Origin of the sequence: Rhodobacter sp. CZR27, from assembly GCF_002407205.1 — a bacterium.
Lineage (GTDB): Bacteria > Pseudomonadota > Alphaproteobacteria > Rhodobacterales > Rhodobacteraceae > Cereibacter_A.
Map to the genome: position 1 here is coordinate 300,826 of NZ_CP023548.1, position 20,029 is coordinate 320,854.

27 protein-coding genes are annotated in these 20,029 nt (G+C 68.7%); 22 read left to right on the forward strand and 5 right to left on the reverse strand.

The window, feature by feature from the left end; genetic code table 11:
• Positions 1 to 2 precede the first annotated feature (2 nt).
• Positions 3 to 689 (forward strand): molybdate ABC transporter permease subunit, encoded by a 687-nt coding sequence (gene modB / locus CK951_RS01520; RefSeq protein ID WP_096784484.1) that lies wholly within the window; start codon positions 3 to 5, stop codon positions 687 to 689.
• On the forward strand, positions 686 to 1,831 hold the full coding sequence (gene modC, locus CK951_RS01525; RefSeq protein WP_096784485.1) for a molybdenum ABC transporter ATP-binding protein: 1,146 nt from the start codon (positions 686 to 688) through the stop codon (positions 1,829 to 1,831). Before modB ends, modC begins: the two co-directional genes overlap by 4 nt.
• On the opposite strand, the gene CK951_RS01530 is transcribed toward modC, so the two are convergent.
• The gene (locus CK951_RS01530) at positions 1,828 to 2,706 is read right to left on the reverse strand and encodes a LysR family transcriptional regulator (protein ID WP_096784486.1); all 879 of its coding nucleotides are present in this window, start codon (positions 2,704 to 2,706) and stop codon (positions 1,828 to 1,830) included. The genes modC and CK951_RS01530 overlap by 4 nt on opposite strands.
• A gap of 317 nt (positions 2,707 to 3,023) precedes the next feature.
• On the opposite strand from CK951_RS01530, the gene ffh reads away from it, so the two are divergent.
• The 13 genes from ffh to CK951_RS01595 all read left to right on the forward strand — a co-directional run bounded on the left by ffh (position 3,024) and on the right by CK951_RS01595 (position 12,455).
• Positions 3,024 to 4,526 carry a signal recognition particle protein gene (gene ffh, locus CK951_RS01535; RefSeq protein WP_096784487.1) on the forward strand — a complete coding sequence of 501 codons (1,503 nt, stop codon included), beginning with the start codon at positions 3,024 to 3,026 and terminating at the stop codon, positions 4,524 to 4,526.
• Between the two features lie 73 nt (positions 4,527 to 4,599).
• Positions 4,600 to 5,139 (forward strand): GNAT family N-acetyltransferase, encoded by a 540-nt coding sequence (locus tag CK951_RS01540; RefSeq protein WP_096784488.1) that lies wholly within the window; start codon positions 4,600 to 4,602, stop codon positions 5,137 to 5,139.
• Positions 5,136 to 5,666 (forward strand): GNAT family N-acetyltransferase, encoded by a 531-nt coding sequence (locus CK951_RS01545; protein ID WP_096784489.1) that lies wholly within the window; start codon positions 5,136 to 5,138, stop codon positions 5,664 to 5,666. The genes CK951_RS01540 and CK951_RS01545 overlap by 4 nt, the downstream gene beginning before the upstream one ends.
• Entirely contained in the window at positions 5,663 to 6,223 is a 561-nt protein-coding gene (locus CK951_RS01550) for a GNAT family N-acetyltransferase (protein ID WP_096784490.1), read from the forward strand. The genes CK951_RS01545 and CK951_RS01550 overlap by 4 nt, the downstream gene beginning before the upstream one ends.
• A complete protein-coding gene (locus tag CK951_RS01555; RefSeq protein ID WP_096784491.1) occupies positions 6,220 to 6,552 on the forward strand; it encodes a chorismate mutase in 333 nt (110 codons plus the stop codon). The genes CK951_RS01550 and CK951_RS01555 overlap by 4 nt, the downstream gene beginning before the upstream one ends.
• 40 nt (positions 6,553 to 6,592) lie before the next feature.
• A complete protein-coding gene (gene rpsP / locus CK951_RS01560) occupies positions 6,593 to 6,943 on the forward strand; it encodes a 30S ribosomal protein S16 (RefSeq protein WP_096784492.1) in 351 nt (116 codons plus the stop codon).
• Between the two features lie 50 nt (positions 6,944 to 6,993).
• Complete coding sequence (rimM, locus tag CK951_RS01565) at positions 6,994 to 7,503, forward strand: ribosome maturation factor RimM (RefSeq protein WP_096784493.1); 510 nt, start codon at positions 6,994 to 6,996, stop codon at positions 7,501 to 7,503.
• Between the two features lie 84 nt (positions 7,504 to 7,587).
• The gene (locus tag CK951_RS01570; RefSeq protein ID WP_096784494.1) at positions 7,588 to 8,448 is read left to right on the forward strand and encodes a hypothetical protein; all 861 of its coding nucleotides are present in this window, start codon (positions 7,588 to 7,590) and stop codon (positions 8,446 to 8,448) included.
• A 51-nt stretch (positions 8,449 to 8,499) separates the two neighbouring features.
• Complete coding sequence (gene trmD / locus CK951_RS01575; RefSeq protein ID WP_096784495.1) at positions 8,500 to 9,327, forward strand: tRNA (guanosine(37)-N1)-methyltransferase TrmD; 828 nt, start codon at positions 8,500 to 8,502, stop codon at positions 9,325 to 9,327.
• Positions 9,328 to 9,375: 48 nt separating this feature from the next.
• Complete coding sequence (gene rplS / locus CK951_RS01580; RefSeq protein ID WP_002721387.1) at positions 9,376 to 9,750, forward strand: 50S ribosomal protein L19; 375 nt, start codon at positions 9,376 to 9,378, stop codon at positions 9,748 to 9,750.
• 11 nt (positions 9,751 to 9,761) lie between these two features.
• Positions 9,762 to 9,983: a 50S ribosomal protein L31 gene (gene rpmE, locus CK951_RS01585; RefSeq protein ID WP_096784496.1), complete on the forward strand. Its 222-nt coding sequence runs from the start codon at positions 9,762 to 9,764 to the stop codon at positions 9,981 to 9,983.
• Between the two features lie 143 nt (positions 9,984 to 10,126).
• Positions 10,127 to 10,936, forward strand: coding sequence for a division plane positioning ATPase MipZ (locus CK951_RS01590; RefSeq protein ID WP_096784497.1), 810 nt, complete (start codon positions 10,127 to 10,129; stop codon positions 10,934 to 10,936).
• 13 nt (positions 10,937 to 10,949) lie between these two features.
• Positions 10,950 to 12,455: a malonyl-CoA synthase gene (locus CK951_RS01595; protein WP_096784498.1), complete on the forward strand. Its 1,506-nt coding sequence runs from the start codon at positions 10,950 to 10,952 to the stop codon at positions 12,453 to 12,455.
• Here CK951_RS01595 and CK951_RS01600 read toward each other — a convergent pair.
• Positions 12,434 to 12,793, reverse strand: a complete 360-nt coding sequence (locus tag CK951_RS01600; RefSeq protein WP_096784499.1) for a helix-turn-helix transcriptional regulator — start codon at positions 12,791 to 12,793, stop codon at positions 12,434 to 12,436. The genes CK951_RS01595 and CK951_RS01600 overlap by 22 nt on opposite strands.
• Before the next feature lie 218 nt (positions 12,794 to 13,011).
• On the opposite strand from CK951_RS01600, the gene CK951_RS01605 reads away from it, so the two are divergent.
• The 5 genes from CK951_RS01605 (at position 13,012) to CK951_RS01625 (ending at position 15,596) form a co-directional block, all read left to right on the forward strand.
• Positions 13,012 to 13,362, forward strand: a complete 351-nt coding sequence (locus tag CK951_RS01605) for an AtpZ/AtpI family protein (RefSeq protein WP_096784500.1) — start codon at positions 13,012 to 13,014, stop codon at positions 13,360 to 13,362.
• A gap of 1 nt (position 13,363) precedes the next feature.
• The gene (locus tag CK951_RS01610; protein WP_096784501.1) at positions 13,364 to 14,113 is read left to right on the forward strand and encodes a F0F1 ATP synthase subunit A; all 750 of its coding nucleotides are present in this window, start codon (positions 13,364 to 13,366) and stop codon (positions 14,111 to 14,113) included.
• A gap of 57 nt (positions 14,114 to 14,170) precedes the next feature.
• Positions 14,171 to 14,407: a F0F1 ATP synthase subunit C gene (locus CK951_RS01615; protein WP_096784502.1), complete on the forward strand. Its 237-nt coding sequence runs from the start codon at positions 14,171 to 14,173 to the stop codon at positions 14,405 to 14,407.
• Between the two features lie 77 nt (positions 14,408 to 14,484).
• The gene (locus CK951_RS01620) at positions 14,485 to 15,036 is read left to right on the forward strand and encodes a F0F1 ATP synthase subunit B' (protein WP_096784503.1); all 552 of its coding nucleotides are present in this window, start codon (positions 14,485 to 14,487) and stop codon (positions 15,034 to 15,036) included.
• Between the two features lie 5 nt (positions 15,037 to 15,041).
• Positions 15,042 to 15,596: a F0F1 ATP synthase subunit B gene (locus CK951_RS01625; protein WP_096784504.1), complete on the forward strand. Its 555-nt coding sequence runs from the start codon at positions 15,042 to 15,044 to the stop codon at positions 15,594 to 15,596.
• Between the two features lie 97 nt (positions 15,597 to 15,693).
• Here CK951_RS01625 and CK951_RS01630 read toward each other — a convergent pair whose 3' ends face one another.
• The 3 genes from CK951_RS01630 to CK951_RS01640 all read right to left on the reverse strand — a co-directional run bounded on the left by CK951_RS01630 (position 15,694) and on the right by CK951_RS01640 (position 18,201).
• Positions 15,694 to 16,461, reverse strand: coding sequence for a FadR/GntR family transcriptional regulator (locus CK951_RS01630; RefSeq protein ID WP_096784505.1), 768 nt, complete (start codon positions 16,459 to 16,461; stop codon positions 15,694 to 15,696).
• 91 nt (positions 16,462 to 16,552) lie between these two features.
• A complete protein-coding gene (locus tag CK951_RS01635) occupies positions 16,553 to 17,239 on the reverse strand; it encodes an OmpA family protein (protein ID WP_096784506.1) in 687 nt (228 codons plus the stop codon).
• Positions 17,240 to 17,352: 113 nt separating this feature from the next.
• Positions 17,353 to 18,201, reverse strand: coding sequence for a methylated-DNA--[protein]-cysteine S-methyltransferase (locus tag CK951_RS01640; protein ID WP_096784507.1), 849 nt, complete (start codon positions 18,199 to 18,201; stop codon positions 17,353 to 17,355).
• Between the two features lie 105 nt (positions 18,202 to 18,306).
• On the opposite strand from CK951_RS01640, the gene nth reads away from it, so the two are divergent.
• Both nth and CK951_RS01650 read left to right on the forward strand, forming a co-directional pair.
• On the forward strand, positions 18,307 to 18,951 hold the full coding sequence (nth, locus tag CK951_RS01645) for an endonuclease III (protein ID WP_096784508.1): 645 nt from the start codon (positions 18,307 to 18,309) through the stop codon (positions 18,949 to 18,951).
• Positions 18,948 to 19,940, forward strand: coding sequence for an adenosine kinase (locus CK951_RS01650; protein WP_096784509.1), 993 nt, complete (start codon positions 18,948 to 18,950; stop codon positions 19,938 to 19,940). Before nth ends, CK951_RS01650 begins: the two co-directional genes overlap by 4 nt.
• Positions 19,941 to 20,029 lie beyond the last annotated feature (89 nt).

Here is a 20,029-nt window from a genome sequence, read left to right on the forward strand (position 1 = left end):
GCATGGCCGAGGGAACCCCGCTGTTCGATGCGGCGATGATGACGACGATCTGGCTGACGCTGAAGCTGGCCGCCGTCACGACCGTCCTGCTGCTGCTGGTGGGGACCCCTCTGGCCTGGTGGCTGGCGCGCGCCGGCGGTCTCCGGAAGGAGATCGTGGGCGCGGTCGTCTCGCTGCCGATCGTCCTGCCGCCGACGGTGCTCGGCTTCTATCTGCTGATCGCGATGGGGCCGAACTCGCCGCTCACCGCGCTTCTGGGGCGGAAGCTCTCGTTCACCTTCGAGGGGCTGGTGGTGGGGTCGGTGATCTATTCGCTGCCCTTCGTGGTCAATCCGATCCGCAATGCCTTCGAGGCGATGGGCGACCGGCCGATGGAGGTGGCCGCCACGCTGCGGGCCTCGCCGCTCGACGCCTTCTTCACCGTGGCGCTGCCCTTGGCCTTGCCGGGGATCTTCACCGGCGCGATCCTCGGCTTTGCCCATACGCTGGGCGAGTTCGGCGTGGTGTTGATGATCGGCGGCGGCATCCCCGGCCAGACCAAGGTGCTGTCGGTCACGATCTTCGACTTCGTCGAGACACTGCAATGGGGCAAGGCGCATGTGCTGGCGGGGGGCATGCTGGTCATGTCCTTCCTCGTCATCCTCGCCATGATGCTGGTCGAGCGTCGGCTGAACGGGTCGCGGCGATGATCGAGGCCGGGTTCCGCGGCCGTCTCGGCAGCTTCGACATCGATGCCTCCTTCACCGTGCCGGGCGAGGGGGTCACCGCGCTTTTCGGCCCCTCGGGCTGCGGCAAGACGACCGTTTTGCGCGGAGTGGCGGGGCTCCTGCGCCTTCCCCAGGGCAGTCTTCGGGTGAATGGCGAGACCTGGCAGGAGGGCCGGCGCTTCCTGCCGCCGCACCGCCGCGCCATTGGCTACGTCTTTCAGGAGGCAAGCCTTTTCCCCCACCTTTCAGTGGAGCAGAACCTGCGCTTCGGGCTGCGCCGCTCGAAGGGCGCGGTGCGGATCGGCACGGACGAGGTGGTGGACCTGCTCGGCATCGCGCCTCTCTTCGACCGCCCGGTGCCGAGCCTTTCGGGCGGCGAGCGGCAGCGCGTGGCGATCGGCCGGGCGCTCCTGTCCCAGCCGCGGCTTCTGCTGATGGACGAGCCGCTGTCGGCGCTCGACCGCTTTTCCAAGGACGAGATCCTGCCCTATCTCGAGCGGTTGCACGCGACGCTGTCGATCCCGGTGCTCTACGTCAGTCACGACATTGCCGAGGTCGAGCGGCTGGCCGACACGCTGGTGCTGATGGAGGCGGGCCGCGTGCGCGCGGCGGGGCCCATCGCCGACCTGCTGGCGGATCCGGCCCTGCCGCTGATCCACATGCCGGAGCCTGCGGCCGTCATCGAAGGCGAGGTGATCGCGACCGACCCGGCCTATGGCCTCACGGACGTGCGGGTGCCGGGCGGGGTGGTGACGGTGCCGGGCGACCTCGGGCCGCACGGCACCCGCCGCCGCCTGCGCATCCCGGCCAGCGACGTGAGCCTCGGCCGCCATGCGGCGCTGGACACCACGATCCTGAACGCGCTGCCGGCCCGGATCGAAGGGGCGGAGCCTGCGGGGAACCACCAGATCACCGTCCGCCTGCGCCTCGGCCAGGACGGCCCGGGGGCGGCGCTGCTGTCGCGGGTGTCGCGCAAATCATGGGACCGGCTGGCCCTGAAGCCGGGCGACCTGGTGGTGGCGCGGCTGAAGGCCGTCGCCCTGGCCGAGCCTGCGCAGGTGCTGGCCGCCCGCGCCGACAGGGCGCGGCCCCCGGGGCAGGTTCCACAGGGGCGGCCCACCTAGATCCCCTCCCAGGACCGTGCCGCCTCCTTGAGGTGGTTCAGAAAGCTCTGCACCTTCAGGGTGCGGTGCAGGTCCACATGCGTCACGAGCCAGACCGGTGCCTCCCATTCGGGGCGCGGCGGCAGGATCTCGATCAGGTCGCTGCCTGCGGCGGACATCACCGGAAGAAAGCCCAGGCCCGCTCCGGCGCGGACGGCATCCTCGAGCGCGGCCACCTCGGAGGCGCGGAAGGTGATCCGGTCGGCCGGCACATGGTCGCGCATCCAGCGGTGATAGGGCGCGCGCGGCACGTCCGCGCCGACGAACCGGTGGAGGCCGAAGTCCTGCGGTCCCGAGGGCAGCCCCTGCCGTGCCGCATAGGCCGGCGCCGCATAGAGCGCGTGGCGCATGCGGACGAGGGGCTGGACGACGTTGTCGGGCTCCTCGGGCATGGCGCCGGCGCGAATCGCCACATGGGCCTCGCCGTAGTCCAGCCGGAACAGGCGCATGTCGGTCAGGAACCGCACGATGACGCCGGGGTGCTTCTCCTGGAACGAGGCAAGCACCGGCGTGACGAGCGGCGAGAAGCCGGCGAGCGACGTGACCACCAGTTCGCCCGCCACGGTCTCTCCCAGCCCCTTGATGCGGCTGGCGAGCTGGTTGAACTGCTCTTCCGTGGTCTGCGCGACGAGAAGCAGGTCGCGCCCCGCCTCGGTCGGGGTGTAGCCGCGGGCGTGGCGCTGGAACAGGCGCGCACCCAGCCGCTTCTCGAGCGCGTCGATGTGGCGGATGACGGTGGCGTGGTGCACGCCGAGGACCTCGGCCGCGCCCGAAACCGTGCCGAGGCGGGCAACCTGGAAGGCGGTGCGGATCTCGTCCCAGTCCTCGAAGCTCATCGCGGCCGCCTCATCCTTCATGCCCGGCAGAATGTTCGCTGGCGCACAGCATAGGGCGGCGTGCGGCGTGGTCCAATGGCGCGCGGGGGCGCGACCGCCGTCGGGCCACCATCCCGGCGCGCCGGCCCTGCAATGCTTGACTCGGACGGTCATCCGGCGTATCGCCCCCGAGATTTCCGGAGTTCCGTTGGAGCCTCCGGTCCCGGCCATGAGTCGGGATCGCCACCCATCAGCGCGATGCGCCCATGGGTGCCGTTGTGATTTTTGCCGTCCCGTCCTAGGTCGGGGCAGAGTTCAACAGGTCGGGAGAGACCGCGATGTTCGAAAGTCTGTCCGAACGCCTTGGCGGCGTGTTCGAGCGGCTCACCAAGCAGGGTGCGCTGACCGAGGACGACGTGGCGACCGCGCTGCGCGAAGTGCGCGTGGCGCTGCTCGAGGCCGACGTTTCGCTTCCCGTCGCGCGCGATTTCGTGAAGCGCGTGCAAGAGAAGGCGACTGGGCAGGGCGTCACCAAGTCGGTGACCCCGGGCCAGCAGGTCGTGAAGATCGTCCATGACGAGCTGGTCACCGTGCTGCGCGGCGACGGGCCGGCGGATGCGCTGAAGATCGACAACCCGCCCGCGACGATCCTGATGGTGGGCCTGCAGGGCTCGGGCAAGACGACGACGACGGCCAAGCTGGCCAAGCGTCTGAACGAGAAGCAGGGCAAGCGGGTGCTGATGGCCTCGCTCGACACCAATCGCCCGGCGGCGATGGAGCAGCTGCAGATCCTCGGCGCGCAGATCGGCGTGGACACGCTGCCGATCGTCAAGGGCGAGACCGCCGTCCAGATCGCCAAGCGCGCGAAGACCCAAGGGTCGATGGGCGGCTATGACGTCATCATGCTCGATACCGCGGGCCGTCTGCACATCGACGAAGTGCTGATGGACGAGGTTCAGGCGGTTCGCGACATCGCCAACCCGCGCGAGACGCTGCTGGTGGTTGACGGCCTGACCGGTCAGGACGCGGTGAACGTCGCGACCGAGTTCGACGGCAAGGTCGGCATCTCGGGCGTGGTGCTCACCCGGATGGACGGCGACGGCCGCGGCGGTGCCGCGCTTTCGATGCGCGCGGTCACCGGCAAGCCGATCCGCTTCGTCGGCCTCGGCGAGAAGATGGACGCCATCGAGACCTTCGAGCCCGAGCGGATCGCCGGCCGGATCCTCGGCATGGGCGACATCGTCGCCCTTGTCGAAAAGGCGCAGGAGACCTTCGAGGCCGAGCAGGCCGCCAAGATGATGAAGCGGTTCCAGAAGGGCCTCTTCAACATGAACGACCTGAAGATGCAGCTGGAGCAGATGCTCAAGATGGGCGGCATCCAGGGCATGATGGGCATGCTGCCCGGCATGGGCAAGATGTCGAAGGCCGCCGAGGAAGCGGGCTTCGACGACAAGTTCATCCGTCGTCAGGTGGCGCTGATCAACTCGATGACCAAGAAGGAGCGGGCGAACCCCGACCTTCTGCAGGCGAGCCGCAAGAAGCGGATCGCGGCCGGCGCGGGGCTCGAGGTGCAGGAGTTGAACCGCCTGCTCAAGCAGCACCGCCAGATGGCGGACATGATGAAGAAGATGGGCAAGGGGGGCATGATGAAGCAGGCCCTCAAGCAGATGATGGGCAAGGGCGGCATGCCCGACATGTCCAATGTCACGCCCGAGGAGATGCAGGCCGCGGCGGCGGCGATGAAGGGCAAGATGCCCGGCGGCATGGGCGGCTTCCCCGGAATGCCGGGTGGCGGGCTGAAGCTGCCGGCCGGCCTCTCGGGCTTGGGCAAGAAGAAATGACCTCGCGCGCCCTTCCTCTTGCGACGGCCCTGACCGCGGTTTCGCGGCCGGCCGCGCATGGTCGGAGGGCGCGATGAGCACGCTTCCCTTCCACATCCCCGTCCTCGAGACCGAGCGGCTGATCCTGCGCGAGCCGCGCGAGAGCGACCTGCCCGCGATGATCGCCTTCGGCGAAAGCGACCGCACACGGTTCATCGGCGGGCGGCAGGACAGCTTCGGCACCTGGCGGATCTTCCTTGCGGGCATCGGCCACTGGGCGCTGCGGGGCTACGGCATGTGGTCGATCGACACCCGGGACGGCGCCTTCGTCGGCCGCGCCGGCGTCATCAACCACATCGGCTGGCCGGAGCCGGAACTGGGCTGGCACCTCTACGAGGGGTTCGAGGGCAAGGGCTATGCCTACGAGGCCGCGCTTGCCGTCCGCGCGCATATGCAGGGCACGCTGGGCATGGGGCCGCTGATCACCATGATCGATGCCGAGAACCGCCGCAGCCTGTCCCTCGTGCGTCGTCTGGGTGCCACGCTGGAGCGGGTGCTGGAGGAAGGCGACCGCCTCATCCACATCTACCGCCATCCGTCCGAGGACGACGGCGGGATGGAGGCCTACGCATGATCTCGGTCACCGGCAGCCCCGCCATCGCCACCGAACGGCTGACGCTGCGCATGCCCGCCGCCCGCGACTGGGAGGCCGTGGCCGGCTACCTGACCAGCGACCGCGCCAGGTTCACCGGCGGCCGTCTGACGCGCGAACTCGCGTGGCGGTCGTTCGGCCACATGGTCGGGCACTGGGTGCTGCGCGGCTATGGCATGTTCTTCTTCACCCGCCGAGGCAGCGACGAGGCGCTGGGCATGGCCGGCCCGTGGTTCCCCGAGGGCTGGCCCGAGCCGGAACTGGGCTGGACGGTGTTCAGCGATGCCGGCGAGGGGCAGGGCTTTGCCCGCGAGGCGGCCGAGGCCGCGCGCCGGCACGCCTTCCAGAACCTCGGCTGGAAGACCGCCGTCAGCTACATCCACCCCGACAACGCCCGCTCCATCGCGCTGGCCGAACGGCTGGGCGCGGTGCGCGATGCGGGCGCCGCCTTCCCCGGCGATGGCCCGACCCTCGTCTTCCGCCACACCGGCCCCGAGGCACGCGCATGACCAGCCCCTGGAGCCATCCGATCACGCGCGCCTGCGCGATGCAGGCGGCCGGCGTTGCGGGTGCCGTGCCCGAGATCGCCACGCGCCGCCTGCGCCTGCGCGCGCCGCGACTGGACGACTTCGCGACCTATGCCGAGATCGTCGGCTCGGACCGTGGGCGCCATATCGGCGGTCCGCTGCCGCGGGCCGAGGCGTGGGACGACTTCTGCCGGATGACGGCCACCTGGCTCCTGCGCGGGCACGGCCTGTGGTCGGTCGAACTCGACGCCGACCTTCTGGGCTTCGTGCTGATCGGCATGGAGCCGGGCGATCCCGATCCGGAACTCGGCTTCCTGTTCACGGCCGAGGCTGAGGGGCAGGGCTATGCGCAGGAGGCCGCCGAGGCCGCGCGCCACCATGCCTTCACGGCGCTGGGCCTGCCGCGGCTGGTGTCCTGCATCGCCCCGGACAACTTCCGCTCGCGCCGGCTTGCCGAACGGCTGGGCGCGCGGCTCGATCCCGGCACGCTGGACGGCGTGCTCGTCTACCGTCATCCCGTGCCGGAGGTTTCCGTATGAGTGCGCCGCGTCCCGATCCTGCCGAGGTCCCGCCGGCCGATGCCACCGCGCGCGCGCAGGCGCTGCTGCGCGAGCATCGCGACAGCATCGACCGGCTGGACGCCATCCTGGTCTATACGCTCGCCGAACGCTTCAAGCAGACCCAGGCGGTCGGGCGGCTGAAGGCCGAGCATGATCTGCCGCCCTCCGACCCCGTGCGCGAGGCACGCCAGATCGAGCGGCTGGAGTGGCTCTCCAAGGAAGCCGACCTCGATCCCGAATTTGCCAAGAAATTCCTGAACTTCATCATCTCCGAAGTGATCAGGCACCACGAGAAACTGCAGAAATGACCGGGCGCTGCCCGGCCGCCAGCCAAACAGGAGAATACCCATGGCTATGAAAATCCGTCTCGCCCGTGGCGGCTCGAAGAAGCGCCCCCACTACTCGATCGTCGCGTCCGACAGCCGGATGCCGCGCGACGGCCGCTTCCTCGAGAAGCTGGGCACCTACAACCCGCTGCTCGCCAAGGACAGCGAGGACCGCATCAAGATGAATGTCGAGCGCGTGCAGTACTGGCTGGGCCAGGGCGCACAGCCGACCGACCGCGTCGCGCGCTTCCTGGAAGCCGCCGGCCTGAAGGAAAAGGCCGTGCGCAACAACCCGAAGGCCGCCGTCCCGGGCAAGCGCATGGCGGAACTGGCCAAGAAGAAGGCCGAGCGCGCCGCCGCCTCGGCCGAGTGACACTGCCGGGCGGTCCCCACGGGGCCGCCCTTTCCTTTCCGGGTGCGCATATGTCGAAGACCGACCGCGTCTGCGTGGGTTCCATCGCCGGAGCCTTTGGGGTGAAGGGCGAGGTGCGCCTGAAGTCCTTCTGCGCCGAGCCGACCGATATCGCCTCCTACGGCGCCCTCTTCACCGAGGACGGCAGCCGCAGCTTCCGCATCACCCTGACCCGCCCGGTCGCGGGCGGCCTTGGCGCGCGCCTGTCGGGCGTGGCGACGAAGGAGGAAGCCGACGCGCTGCGCGGCACGGGCCTCTATGCCGACCGCGAGCGTCTGCCCTCGCTGGGGGACGATGAATTCTATCATGCCGACCTGATCGGGCTCGAGGTGCGCGACACTGGCGGGGCACTGATCGGTCGGGTGCATGCCGTGCACAACCACGGCGCCGGCGACATTCTGGAGATCACCGGTGGCGCGCTGCGCGAGCCGCTGCTGCTGCCCTTCACCCGGGCCGTGGTGCCGACGGTGGACCTGGCGGCAGGCAGGATTGTGGCAGACCCGCCCGAAGGGCTGGACTGACGTCTCGGAAAGGTGCCGAGCGCGCCACGTCTTCACCACTTTTGCGGGAATATCTCGGTTAAGGGTTCGCAAGAGGGTGATCCGATGTCACTTGGCCTTCAACTTCGCCTGTCGCTCCTGTTCACCGCGATGCTGTATCTCGGGCCGCTGGTATCCGGCATCGGCCGGCACGATCTTCCGGTTCTGCCTGCCTTCGCCGCCCTCTTCGTCATGTGGACGATGGTGATGCGCCCCGCGCAATGGCCGCAGGATCGCGCCGGCTGGTCCGACGGGGCCGCCATCCTGCGCGTGGCGGCGACCGTTGCCACCCAGATCCTGCTGGTCGCAGCCCTCTTCATCGTTGGCCGGGCCATCGGCGGCATGCTTCCCGCGACGCCCGTGATTTCCGAGTCCGCCGCGATCGCCATCTCGCTTCTCGCGATCCCCTTCTCGCGGCTGACGCTCGATCCGGCGAAGATCGCCTTCGCCCACGGCTTCCTTGACGAGGTGCCCGAGGAACTGGCGATCGAGCTTGAAGGCCAGCGCGCCGACCGGCTGGTCGCGCCGTTCTTCCGGCTGCCCGACGACACCGACGAGGTCGAGTTGATGAAGCGGCTGGTCGATCTTGCGCCCTCGCTGACCAGTGCCGCGCTCCTCGATGCGCTGGACCGGCGGATCCGGGCCGAGCCGTCGCCCTGCATCGCCGCGCGCCGGGCGCTGATCCTGCAGGCCACCTCGGTCGCCGCGGCCGATACCTGCCCGGGCCGGGCCGAGCCGGTCCGCGCGCTGCGCATCGCCGGCACCGACCGCACGCTGCTCCGGCTTCTCGCGCTGCGTCTCCAGTCCCTTCTGGCGCAGCGGCCGCAGGCGCAGGACGATTGCCCGACGGTTCCGGTGCTGCGCGCGGCCGTCGTCCGGGCCAAGGCGCCCGCGGGCCTGCCGTTCGAGCTTGGCCGCGCCGCCTGATCCCGACCGCGGGCCTTGCCGCGGGGGGCGGTTTCCCGCATACCCCCGCGCATGACCGAGACTCCAAAATCCCATGGCCGGCTGTCCATCCGGCCCTCGCTTCAACCGCGCGAACTGTCGGGGCCTCCTGTCGTCAAGGGGGCATGGCAGGCGCGGGTGATCACGCTGTTCCCCGAGGCCTTCCCGGGAACGCTGGGCCTGTCGCTGACGGGCCGCGCGCTCGACATGGGGCTCTGGGCGCTCGAGACGATCGACCTGCGCCCCTTCGGCGAGGGCCGGCACCGCAACGTCGACGACAATCCGGCCGGCGGGGGCGCGGGGATGGTGCTGCGCGCCGACATCGTGGCCAAGGCGCTGGATGCGGCCTCGGTCGGCACGCCCACGGATCGCCGGCGCTGGCCGGTCGTCTACCTCTCGCCGCGCGGCGTGCCGTTCAGCCAGTCGAAGGCGCGCGACTGGGCGGGAGGAGAGGGGCTGACGCTTCTCTGCGGCCGGTTCGAGGGCGTGGACCAGCGCGTGCTGGACGAATACGCCGTCGAGGAGGTTTCCTTGGGCGATTTCGTCCTGACCGGGGGCGAGATCGCGGCGCAGGCCTTGATCGACGCGACGGTGCGGCTTATACCGCGCGTGCTCGGGAATCATGCGTCCACCGAAGAGGAATCCTTTTCGGAGGGACTTCTTGAATTTCCGCAGTACACACGGCCGACCGTCTGGCAGGGCCGCGCGATCCCGGAGATTCTTCTGTCCGGCCATCACGCGAACATCACCCGCTGGCGGAAGGCCGAGGCCGAAAGGCTGACGAAGGAACGCAGGCCTGATCTCTGGCGGGCTTACTGCGCGGCGCGCGGTAGGGACCCGGGCGAAGACCGAGAGCTCTGAGGCGGCATCACTTCGCGGGGAAACCGCGAGCAGAGGAAAGGACTTGCGATGAACCTGATCGCACAACTCGAGGCGGAGCAGATTGCCGCCCTCGGCAAGACCATCCCGGATTTCAAGGCCGGCGACACCGTCCGCGTCGGCTACAAGGTGACCGAAGGCACCCGTTCGCGCGTGCAGAACTACGAAGGCGTTGTGATCGGCCGCAAGGGCGGCAACACGATCTCGGCCTCGTTCACCGTGCGCAAGATCTCGTTCGGCGAAGGCGTCGAGCGCGTGTTCCCGCTCTACTCGACCAACATCGACTCGATCGAGGTGGTGCGTCGCGGCCGCGTTCGTCGCGCGAAGCTCTACTACCTCCGCTCGCGCCGCGGCAAGTCGGCCCGGATCGCGGAAGTCACCAACTACAAAGAAAAATCGGAATAAGGACCGGCGCCATGAAGAAGGGCATCCACCCCGACTACCACTTCATCGACGTCAGGATGACGGATGGCACCGTGTTCCAGGTCCGCTCGACCTGGGGCAAGGAAGGCGAACAGATGGCGCTCGAGATCGACCCGCTCGCGCATCCCGCCTGGACCGGTGGCACCGCCAAGCTGATGGACACCGGGGGCCGCGTGTCGAAGTTCAAGAACAAGTACGCCGGCCTCGGGTTCTGAGACCGCCGGAACTGATCGGAGGGCGCGCCGCAGGGCGCGCCCTTTCGCTTGCGGGCATGAGGAAATGCCGCAGCCCATGGCACACCCTTGCGCGAATGCCCGCCAGAGGCTAACCGCGAAAGGCAGCAGGGGGGACGGCGGCCTTGGCGCATATCATCGTGGTCGGCAACGAGAAGGGCGGCTCGGGCAAATCCACGACCTGCATGCATGTGGCGACGGCGCTGGTCCGGCTGGGCTTCCGCGTCGGCGCGCTGGACCTCGACCTCCGTCAGCGCAGCTTCGGCCGCTACATCGAGAACCGGCAGGCGTTTGCGACGAGTGTGGGACTCGCGCTGCCGATGCCCGACTATCGCTTGCTGCCCGAGGTCGATCCCGCCGAGGTGCCCGAGGGCGAGAACCCGCTCGACATGCGTCTCGCCGCTGCGATGTCCGCGCTGGAGCCGGTGTCCGATTTCATCCTGATCGACTGCCCCGGCTCTCACACCCGGCTGAGCCAGGTGGCGCATTCGCTGGCGGATACGCTGATCACGCCGTTAAATGACAGTTTCGTCGATTTCGACCTGCTGGCGCGGACGGACCCCGAAACCGGCAAGGTGAAGGGCCCCTCGATCTATGCCGAGATGGTCTGGAGCGCGCGGCAGTTCCGCGCCCAAGCCGGGCTGAAGCCGATCGACTGGATCGTGCTGCGAAACCGCCTCGGCACGCAGCAGATGCACAACAAGAAGAAGGTCGGCGCCGCGCTCGAGGACCTGTCGCGCCGGATCGGTTTCCGTGTCGCCTCGGGCTTCTCCGAGCGGGTGATCTTCCGCGAGCTCTTCCCGCGGGGCCTGACGCTTCTGGACCTGCGCGATACGGGGGTGGAGCAACTCAGCCTGTCCAACATCGCCGCCCGTCAGGAAGTGCGCGACCTGCTGATCGAGTTGAAGCTGCCGGGCGTGAAGCCCGATTTCTGATTGCGGGAGACCGATGGCCAACACGCTCTACGATGCCCTGTTCGCCCCTCTGGCCGGGCGCGCCTCGGATCTGATGATCCTGCCGGATGGCCGCCGGATCAGCGGCGACGCCTTCCTGCGGCTGGTCGCGCGTCAGGCCCATTCACTTCGGGCAGCCGGTCTGACCGCCGGCGACCGCATCGCCGCGCAGGTCGGCAAGAGCCCCGAGGCGCTGGCCGCCTATGGCGCGGCTGTCGCGCTGGGGGCGGTCTTCCTGCCGCTGAACCCAGCCTATACCCCTGACGAGGTGGACTATTTCCTTGGCAACGCCACGCCCCGGATCTTCCTCTGCGACGGCGAGCGGGCCGAGGCGCTGGCACCGGTGGCGGCCCGCCACGGCGCGCGGCTGATCACGCTGAACGCCGACGGCTCCGGCGATCTGCGCCAGTTGTCCAAGGGCCAGCCCGAAAGTATCGAGCCGGCAGAGCGGAGCCCCGAGGATCTGGCGGCGCTGCTCTACACCTCCGGCACCACGGGTCGGTCGAAGGGCGCGATGCTGAGCCACCGCAACCTGCTGTCGAATACCGAGGTCCTGGCCGATCTCTGGCGCTTCACCGATGGCGACGTGCTGATCCACGCCCTGCCGATCTTCCACACCCACGGTCTGTTCGTCGCCTCGAACATCGTGCTGCTGACCGGCGGGGCGATGATCTTCATGCCCGGTTTCGACCCCGAGGCGATCCTGCGGCTGATGCCGCAGGCGACGGCGATGATGGGGGTTCCGACCTTCTACACCCGGCTGCTCTCCGACGCGCGCCTGACGCGCGAGTTGACAGCCGGCATGCGGCTTTTCATCTCCGGCTCCGCACCGCTTCTGGCCGAGACGCACCAGGAGTTCGAGCGGCGCACCGGTCACCGCATCCTCGAACGCTACGGCATGACCGAAACCAACATGAGCACCTCCAACCCCTACGACGGCGAGCGCCGGGCCGGCACGGTCGGCTTTCCCCTGCCGGGGGTGGAGCTGCGGATCATGGCCGACGGGCGCGAGGCAGCACCAGGCGAGGTCGGGGTGATCGAGGTCCGAGGCCCGAACGTGTTCCAGGGCTACTGGCAGATGCCCGAGAAGACCGCCGAGGAACTGCGCCCGGACGGCTTCTTCATAACCGGCGACCTCGCCACGCGGGATGCCGAGGGCTACGTCCACATCGTCGGGCGCGCCAAGGATCTGGTGATCTCCGGCGGCTTCAACGTCTATCCGAAGGAGGTCGAACTGCTGCTCGACGAGGTGCCGGGCGTGCTGGAAAGCGCGGTGATCGGCGTGCCGCATCCCGACTTCGGCGAGGCGGTGCTGGCCGTCCTCGTGCCGCGTCCGGGGGTGGGTCTTGACGCGCAGGTGGTGCTGGCCGCCGTCGCCGGCCGTCTGGCACGGTTCAAGCAGCCGAAGGCCGCCGTGGTGGTGCCGGAGTTACCGCGCAACACCATGGGCAAGGTGCAGAAGAACCTGCTGCGCGAGACCTATGCCGGGTGGTTTGCCTGAGGCGCTTCGGCCGGGTCTTCGGCCAGTTCCTGCGCGAGGAAGCGCTCGAAGGCGTCGAGATGGACCGGCTCGAACTGCCCGAAGCCCTGCATCCAGACCGAGGCGGCGCGCAGCGCGTCGGGCTCCAGCTTGCACCACTTCACCCGGCCGCGCTTTTCCTGCGTGATCAGGCCCGCCTCGACCAGAACCTGAAGATGCTTCGAGATGGCGGCCAGCGACATCCGGAACGGTTCGGCCACGTCGGTGACCGCCATGTCGTCCTCGAGCAGCATCGACAGAATCTCGCGCCGCGTGGGATCGGCGAGGGCGGAGAAGATCGTGTCGAGCTTGTCTTGCATGGGCAGATGCTACGCTGCCCTGCGGCATCGTCAACCATGCGGTTGAATGACGTGGCACCCTTCCTCACTGCCCCGGCCGGGCGCCCGCGGGGGCGCTCACGCGTTCGGGCCATGGCCCAAGACACTGAAAACGCGTTAATATTTCTTGGGAAAAGCTTCCTTGACTCGGCTGGGCGGGCTGCGTAGGTATCGGCCGACTGCTGAAGGGACATCCCCCGATGACGGAAGATCCTGACTCCGAGCGAATGCGGGTCCTCGAGGCGCGGCTCGCGAAGCTGAAAGGAAAACCGCCCGGGAAAGGCGCTGAGGCGGGCAAGGCATTGTCGCAGGGCGAGCTGGCCTGGCGGATGGTGATCGAGCTGGTGACCGGAGTCCTGATCGGGCTGGCCATCGGCTACGGGCTGGACGAGTTGTTCGGGACCCGGCCCATCATGCTGGTGCTCTTTGCCTTGTTCGGCTTCGCCGCCGGGGTGAGGACGATGATGGGGACCGCCCGGAAGATGGGCGACGCTGCGGCGGCGGCACAGATGAGTGCGGGGAAACCCGACGACGAGACCAGAGGAAGTTGACATGGCGACGGAAGCAGAGAGCGGCGGCCTTCAAATCCACCCGATGGACCAGTTCATCGTCCGTCCGTTCTTCGGCGGCACCGATGTCCACTGGTACACGATCACCAACGTGACCGTCTGGATGGCGCTGGCCGTCTGCTGCGTGGTCGCGCTGATGGTGCTGGGCACGCGGCGCCGGGCGATCGTGCCCTCGCGCACCCAGTCGGTTGCCGAGCTCGCCTATGGCTTCGTCTACAGGATGGTCGAGGACGTGACCGGCCATGACGGGGTGAAGTACTTCCCCTACATCATGACGCTGTTCATGTTCATCGTCTTCGCGAACTTCCTCGGCCTGATCCCGATGTCCTTCACCACCACCTCGCACGTCGCGGTGACGGTGGTGCTGGCGCTGGCGGTGTTCATTACCGTGACGGCCATCGGCTTCATGAAGCACGGCAAGCACTTCCTCGAACTCTTCTGGGTCTCGTCGGCGCCGCTCGCCCTGCGCCCCGTGCTGGCCGTGATCGAGGTGATCTCGTATCTCGTGCGCCCGGTCAGCCATTCCATTCGTCTTGTCGGCAACGTCATGGCGGGCCACGCGGTGATCAAGGTGTTCGCGGGCTTTGCCGCGGTCGCGCTGATCTCGCCGCTGTCGATCGTCGCCATCACCGCGATGTACGCCATGGAGGTGCTGGTCGCCTTCATCCAGGCCTATGTCTTCACCATCCTGACCTGCGTCTACCTGCGCGATGCGCTGCATCCGCACCACTGAGACCGCGGTCCCCGCATACACCAATTCAGCCAATTCCAGCATCAAGGAGTGACGGACATGGAAGGCGATATCGTTCAAATGGGTGCCTACATCGGCGCGGGTCTGGCTTGCGCTGGCATGGGCGGCGCTGCGATCGGCGTGGGCAACGTGGCCGGCAACTTCCTGTCGGGTGCGCTGCGCAACCCGTCGGCCGCCCCCGGCCAGACCGCGTTCCTCTTCATCGGCATCGCCTTCGCGGAAGCCTTCGGGATCTTCTCGTTCCTCGTCGCGCTCCTGCTGATGTTCGCCCTCTGATCCTTTCAGGACCGACACTTGCGGCCGGAGGGGATCAACCCGTCCGGCCTGGTTCTTGAGGGACACGAGGATACGACATGGCGACTGAAGCAGCGCACGATGCGGCGGCCGGTGCGGCCGGCCATGCGGCGGCTCCGGCCACCGGGATGCCGCAGCTTGACTTCTCGACCTGGGGCAACCAGATCTTCTGGCTCGTCATCGCCCTGGCTGCGATCTACTTCGTGCTCTCGCGCGTGGCTCTGCCCCGGATCGGGGCGGTCCTGGCCGAGCGGAGCGGCACGATCACCAACGACCTTGCGGCGGCGGAAGAGCTGAAGCAGAAGGCCGTTCTGGCCGAGAAGGCCTATAACGAGGCGCTGGCGAAGGCCCGGGCCGAGGCTCAGGCCATTGTCGCCGAGACCAGGGCGCAGATCAACGCGCAGCTGGCCGAGGCCACGGCGAAGGCCGATGCCGAGATTTCGGCCAAGGCCGCGGAATCCGAAGCCCGGATCGCCGAGATCCGTGCCGGTGCGCTGCAAAGCGTCTCCGAGGTGGCGCGCGACACGGCCGAGGCTCTGGTCGCGGCGCTGGGCGGTCGTGCCGATGGCGCGAGTGTCCAGGCGGCCGTTGCGGCCCGGATGAAGGGGTGAACGGGATGAAAAAGCTCTCGATTCTCGCGGCTCTCGCCGCGACGCCCGCGATGGCCGCGACGGGGCCGTTCTTCTCGCTGGGCAACACCGACTTCATCGTCACGATCTCGTTCCTCGCCTTCATCGGGATCCTTGTCTACTTCAAGGTTCCCGGGCTGATCATCCGTCAGCTCGACAAGCGCGCCCTGCAGATCCGCACCGATCTGGAAGAGGCCCGTGCGCTGCGTGAGGAAGCGAGGACGATCCTTGCGTCCTACGACCGCAAGCAGAAGGAAGTGCAGGAGCAGGCCGCCCGCATCGTCGCCTCGGCCCGCGAAGAGGCGCAGGCGGCGGCCGATCAGGCCAAGCTGGACCTGAAGGCCTCGATCGCCCGGCGTCTCGCCGCGGCGGACGAGCAGATCGCCTCGGCGGAAGCCGGCGCGGTCCGTGCGATCCGCGAGCAGGCGATCAATGTCGCCGTGGCGGCGGCGGCCGACCTGCTGAGGGGCCAGATGACGGCTCAGGCAGCCTCGGCTTCGATCGACGAGTCGATCCGGCAGGTGGAAGCCCGCTTCCACTGACACCGATCCGGCGCCCGCAGGCGCGCCGATCTTCCCTGGCCCCGCCGATACTTCGGCGGGGCCTTTTTGCTTGATCCGGCCACCGCTCGCCGACAGATCAGCGGCTGCGCTCATGCTCCAGCCGCTGCCGGGCCACGACCTCGTTCCGCTCGGCCCGGTTCCCCTCGCTGATCGCCTTCTCGACATAGCCCAAGTGCGCCTCGATCGCCTCGCGCGCGGCCTTTGGATCGCGCGCCTGCAGCGCCGCATTGATCTGGCGGTGCTGGTCGAGCAGCGACTCGCGCGTCGTGCGCTGGCGGAACATCATCTGGCGATTGTAGAACACCCCGCTGCGCAACAGGTCGAACATCGACCGCATCATGTGCAGCATGACGACGTTGTGGCTCGCCTCGATGATCGCCATGTGGAACTGCGCGTCCAGCGCCGCCTCGTCCGACGGGTCCCGCTTCAGATGCGCGGCCTCCATCTTGCGGAAGATCGTGTCGATCACCTGCAGGTCGGTGTCCGAGGCGCGGGTGGCCGCACGTTCGGCCGAGAGCCCCTCGAGATCGCGGCGGAAGTCGATGTAGTCGAAGACCGCCTCCTCGTGGCTGGCGAACAGCTCCACCAGCGCCGGCGAGAAGGCCGAGCCCAGAACCTCGGCCACGAAGATGCCCGAGCCGGGCCGGCTGACGAGCAGCCCGCGGTCCTGCAGGTCGGCGATGGCGTCGCGCAGGCTGGGACGCGAGACACCCAGCCGCTCGGACAGGTCACGTTCGGAGGGCAGCCGCTCGTCCGGGCGCAGGATCCCGCGCAGGATCAGGAGTTCGATCTGCCGCACCACGCTTTGCGACAGCTTCTCGGACTGGATCTTCTGGAACGGCATGACACTCCCCTCGCATTGGTCAGAATCTATGACCGCGCGCGGGGAAGCTCAACAGGGAAGGGCGGGCCGCCGTGGCCCGCCCGTGCCGGGATCAGTTGGTCGGCCGGATGATGATGTCGACGCGCCGGTTCTGCGCGCGGCCTTCCGGGGTGAGGTTCGAGGCCACCGGCTGATCCTCGCCGCGGCCGATGGCCGAGACACGATAGGACGGCACGCCGTTGCCGATCAGCACGCCGGCGACCGACTGGGCGCGACGCATCGACAGATCCTGGTTGTAGGCGGCCGAGCCGGTGCTGTCGGTATGGCCGACGACCGCGATGGTCGAGTTCGGATACTGCATCAGGTTCTGCGCCACGGCGCCGAGATCGCGCGTCAGGTCCGGGCGCAGGTTCGCGCTGTCGGTGGCGAACAGGATGTCCTGCGGCATGGTCACCACGAGTTCCGAGCCGGTGTTGGTCACGCTCACCTGGTCGTTGCCGATCGAGCGCCGCAGGTCCGCCGCCTGCCGGTCCAGCGCCGAGCCGACCGCCCCGCCCAGGATGCCGCCCACCGTCGCGCCGACAACGGCCTTCTCCAGCTTGTCCTCGCTCGACGAGGCGCCCAGAAGGCCGCCGAGGATCGCGCCCGTGGCGATGCCGGCGGTGGCGCGGGGGTTCTGCTGGGCATAGCCGCCGCCCGCGGTGTTGTAGCCGCCATTCGCGGCATAGGGATCGGCGCAGCCGGCCAGCGTCGCCACGCCCAGCGTCAACACCAGAAGGGGAGATTTCACGAAGTTCATTGCCGCCTCACGAATGTCATTGGCGCCCGGAAATGGGTGCGCCCCTGCATATCGCACAACCGTGAAACGGTGGAGAGGGTCGCGCCGCGAGATGCGGCAGAAACCTGCCGAGATCACGCGATTGCGTCCGCCCGCGCCGCCTCCCATGCCAGCATGGCACGCTTGACGGGCAGTCCCCAGTGGTAGCCGCCAAGGCCGCCGGACTTGCGCAGCGCCCGGTGGCAGGGAATGAGGAAGCTCACCGGGTTGCGGCCCACGGCGGTGCCCACCGCCCGGACGGCGCGCGGGTGCCCGACGGCCGAGGCGATCTCGGAATAGGTGGTGACATGGCCCGAGGGGATGCGCAGCAGCGCCTCCCAGACCTTGATCTGGAACGGCGCGCCGATGAGGTGCAGGCGCGTCTCGCCGCCGCTGAAGGCCTGCGCGGCGAGGGGGGCGACGGTCGCCTCGTCCTCGACATACTGCGCCCGGGGCCAGCGGGCCATCAGGTCTGCCATGGCGGCGGTCCGGCCGGTTTCCTCGCAGAAGGCGAGGCCGCAGATGCCGCGGTCGGTCGCCATCACCAGCGCCTCGCCGAAGGGCGACGGAACGCTGACCCAGCGGATGGTCAGGCCTTCGCCGGCGCGGGCGAAGTCGCCGGGGCTCATCGCCTCCCAGCGGAGGAACAGGTCGTGCAGCCGGCCGGGGCCCGAGAGGCCGGTGGCGAGCGAGGTGTCTAGCAGGGTGAATCGCTCGGCCAGCAGGCGCCTTGCATGATCGAGCGTCAGGTATTGCTGGTAACGCTTCGGCGACACGCCCACCCATTGCGAGAAGATGCGCTGGAAATGCGCCGGGCTGAGGCCCATGCGGCCGGCAAGCTCGTCAAGCGACAGCGAGGGGCCGCCGGCGTCGATCTCGGCCAGCGCGCGGGCGATGACGGCGTAGTGATAGGCGGGGCGCTCGGCGGCGAGGGTGTCGGACATGGCGGCCTCCTTTGCCAGAAGCCTAGCCACCGCGACGGCCGGCCGCGACCCGATTCCTGCGGCTTCGCTTGCTCCGCGCCGGAGGCTCGGGCATAGCTGGCGGCGATGGCGCGGCAACTCGACTATTCCACGATCCACGAGATCTTCACCCGGTTCCACGCGCTGGAGGCCGAGCCGAAGGGCGAACTGGAACATGTCAACGCCTTCACCCTGCTGGTCGCCGTGGCGCTGTCGGCGCAGGCGACGGATGCCGGGGTGAACAGGGCCACGCGGGCGCTCTTTGCGCAGGTGACGACGCCGCAGCAGATGCTGGAGCTTGGCGAGGAGGGGCTGGTGGAGCACATCCGCACCATCGGCCTTTTCCGCAACAAGGCGAAGAACGTGATCGCGCTCAGCCGGCTGCTGGTCGACGTCTATGGCGGCGAGGTGCCCTCGTCCCGCGCGGCGCTGCAGTCGCTGCCGGGGGTCGGGCGCAAGACCGCGAACGTGGTGCTGAACATGTGGTTCAGGCTGCCGGCGATGGCGGTGGACACCCACATCTTCCGGGTGGCGAACCGCACGGGCATCGGCCCCGGCAAGGATGTCGAGGCGGTGGAGCGCGCGTTGGAGGATCATGTCCCCGCGCCCTTCATGCTCCATGCGCACCACTGGCTCATCCTGCACGGCCGCTACATCTGCGTCGCGCGCAAACCGAAATGCGGCATCTGCCCGATCCGCGATCTCTGCCTTTACGAGGACAAGACAGCATGAAGAAGTTTCAGATCGTCGGCATCGGCAATGCGCTGGTCGACGTGCTTGCGCATTGCGATGACGCCTTCCTTGATGCGAATGGCATCGGCCGCGGGATCATGCAGTTGATCGACATGCCGCGGGCGGTGGATCTCTATGGGCGGATCGGCCCGGCGCAGGAGATCTCGGGTGGCTCGGCGGCGAACACCATCGCGGGCATCGCGCAGCTGGGCGGGCGAACGGCCTATGTCGGCAAGGTCTGCGACGACCAGCTGGGCGCGATCTTTGCCCATGACCTGCGGGCGCAGGGCGCGGTCTACGAGACGCCTCTGGCGCCGAAGGCGAACGGCCACGAGACTGGCCGCTGCATCGTGCTGGTCACGCCCGACGGCGAGCGGTCGATGAACACCTATCTCGGCTGGTCGGAGTTCCTGACACCGGAGGACATCGACGAGGCGCAGGCGGCCTCGGCGGAATGGATCTACCTCGAGGGCTACCGCTTCGACGGGCCGGAAAGCCACCGGGCCTTCGCCAAGGCCATTGCCGCCTGCAAGGAGGCGGGCGGGCGCGTCTCGGTCACGCTGTCGGACCCGTTCTGCGTCGAGCGCCACCGCGACGCCTTCCGCAGGATGATCCGCGAGGATGTGGACCTGCTGTTCGCCAACCGCGCCGAGATCCTGTCGATGTATCAGACCGACGACTTCGCTGCGGCGCTGAAGGCGGCCGCGTCCGAGGTCGCGATCGTCGCCTGCACCGAGAGCGAGAAGGGCGCGCATATCCTGGCCGAGGGCCAGCACTGGCACGTCCCGGCGATCCCGACGCGGATCGTGGATGCGACGGGGGCGGGCGACCTGTTCGCCGGGGCCTTCCTCTGGGGGCTGGCGAACGGCCATGGCCACGAGGCGGCGGGGCGCATGGGGTGCATCGCGGCCTCGGAGGTGATCTCGCATATCGGGGCGCGGCCCGAGGCGGATCTGCGGACGCTGTTCAGCCGGTACGGCGTGCTCTGACGGGGGGAGGCGCGCGGCTCAGGCCCCTCCGGGGCCATCGCCGCGCGCCGCTGCCGCGGACGGTCGCGGCGGCTGCGGCAGATCCCCAC

Excerpts from the sequence above, each read along its gene's own strand:
- CK951_RS01615 (WP_096784502.1), top strand. The coding sequence starts at position 14,171 with ATGGAAGGCGATATCGTTCAAATGGGTGCCTACATCGGCGCGGGTCTG.
- rpsP (WP_096784492.1), top strand. The coding sequence starts at position 6,593 with ATGGCTATGAAAATCCGTCTCGCCCGTGGCGGCTCGAAGAAGCGCCCC.
- ffh (WP_096784487.1), top strand. The coding sequence starts at position 3,024 with ATGTTCGAAAGTCTGTCCGAACGCCTTGGCGGCGTGTTCGAGCGGCTC.
- CK951_RS01620 (WP_096784503.1), top strand. The coding sequence starts at position 14,485 with ATGGCGACTGAAGCAGCGCACGATGCGGCGGCCGGTGCGGCCGGCCAT.
- CK951_RS01625 (WP_096784504.1), top strand. The coding sequence starts at position 15,042 with ATGAAAAAGCTCTCGATTCTCGCGGCTCTCGCCGCGACGCCCGCGATG.
- CK951_RS01540 (WP_096784488.1), top strand. The coding sequence starts at position 4,600 with ATGAGCACGCTTCCCTTCCACATCCCCGTCCTCGAGACCGAGCGGCTG.
- CK951_RS01530 (WP_096784486.1), bottom strand. The coding sequence starts at position 2,706 with ATGAGCTTCGAGGACTGGGACGAGATCCGCACCGCCTTCCAGGTTGCC.
- nth (WP_096784508.1), top strand. The coding sequence starts at position 18,307 with ATGGCGCGGCAACTCGACTATTCCACGATCCACGAGATCTTCACCCGG.
- rimM (WP_096784493.1), top strand. The coding sequence starts at position 6,994 with ATGTCGAAGACCGACCGCGTCTGCGTGGGTTCCATCGCCGGAGCCTTT.
- CK951_RS01635 (WP_096784506.1), bottom strand. The coding sequence starts at position 17,239 with ATGAACTTCGTGAAATCTCCCCTTCTGGTGTTGACGCTGGGCGTGGCG.
- modB (WP_096784484.1), top strand. The coding sequence starts at position 3 with ATGGCCGAGGGAACCCCGCTGTTCGATGCGGCGATGATGACGACGATC.
- CK951_RS01550 (WP_096784490.1), top strand. The coding sequence starts at position 5,663 with ATGACCAGCCCCTGGAGCCATCCGATCACGCGCGCCTGCGCGATGCAG.
- trmD (WP_096784495.1), top strand. The coding sequence starts at position 8,500 with ATGACCGAGACTCCAAAATCCCATGGCCGGCTGTCCATCCGGCCCTCG.
- CK951_RS01555 (WP_096784491.1), top strand. The coding sequence starts at position 6,220 with ATGAGTGCGCCGCGTCCCGATCCTGCCGAGGTCCCGCCGGCCGATGCC.
- rpmE (WP_096784496.1), top strand. The coding sequence starts at position 9,762 with ATGAAGAAGGGCATCCACCCCGACTACCACTTCATCGACGTCAGGATG.
- CK951_RS01630 (WP_096784505.1), bottom strand. The coding sequence starts at position 16,461 with ATGCCGTTCCAGAAGATCCAGTCCGAGAAGCTGTCGCAAAGCGTGGTG.
- CK951_RS01600 (WP_096784499.1), bottom strand. The coding sequence starts at position 12,793 with ATGCAAGACAAGCTCGACACGATCTTCTCCGCCCTCGCCGATCCCACG.
- rplS (WP_002721387.1), top strand. The coding sequence starts at position 9,376 with ATGAACCTGATCGCACAACTCGAGGCGGAGCAGATTGCCGCCCTCGGC.
- CK951_RS01640 (WP_096784507.1), bottom strand. The coding sequence starts at position 18,201 with ATGTCCGACACCCTCGCCGCCGAGCGCCCCGCCTATCACTACGCCGTC.
- CK951_RS01605 (WP_096784500.1), top strand. The coding sequence starts at position 13,012 with ATGACGGAAGATCCTGACTCCGAGCGAATGCGGGTCCTCGAGGCGCGG.
- CK951_RS01570 (WP_096784494.1), top strand. The coding sequence starts at position 7,588 with ATGTCACTTGGCCTTCAACTTCGCCTGTCGCTCCTGTTCACCGCGATG.
- CK951_RS01595 (WP_096784498.1), top strand. The coding sequence starts at position 10,950 with ATGGCCAACACGCTCTACGATGCCCTGTTCGCCCCTCTGGCCGGGCGC.
- CK951_RS01545 (WP_096784489.1), top strand. The coding sequence starts at position 5,136 with ATGATCTCGGTCACCGGCAGCCCCGCCATCGCCACCGAACGGCTGACG.
- CK951_RS01610 (WP_096784501.1), top strand. The coding sequence starts at position 13,364 with ATGGCGACGGAAGCAGAGAGCGGCGGCCTTCAAATCCACCCGATGGAC.
- modC (WP_096784485.1), top strand. The coding sequence starts at position 686 with ATGATCGAGGCCGGGTTCCGCGGCCGTCTCGGCAGCTTCGACATCGAT.
- CK951_RS01650 (WP_096784509.1), top strand. The coding sequence starts at position 18,948 with ATGAAGAAGTTTCAGATCGTCGGCATCGGCAATGCGCTGGTCGACGTG.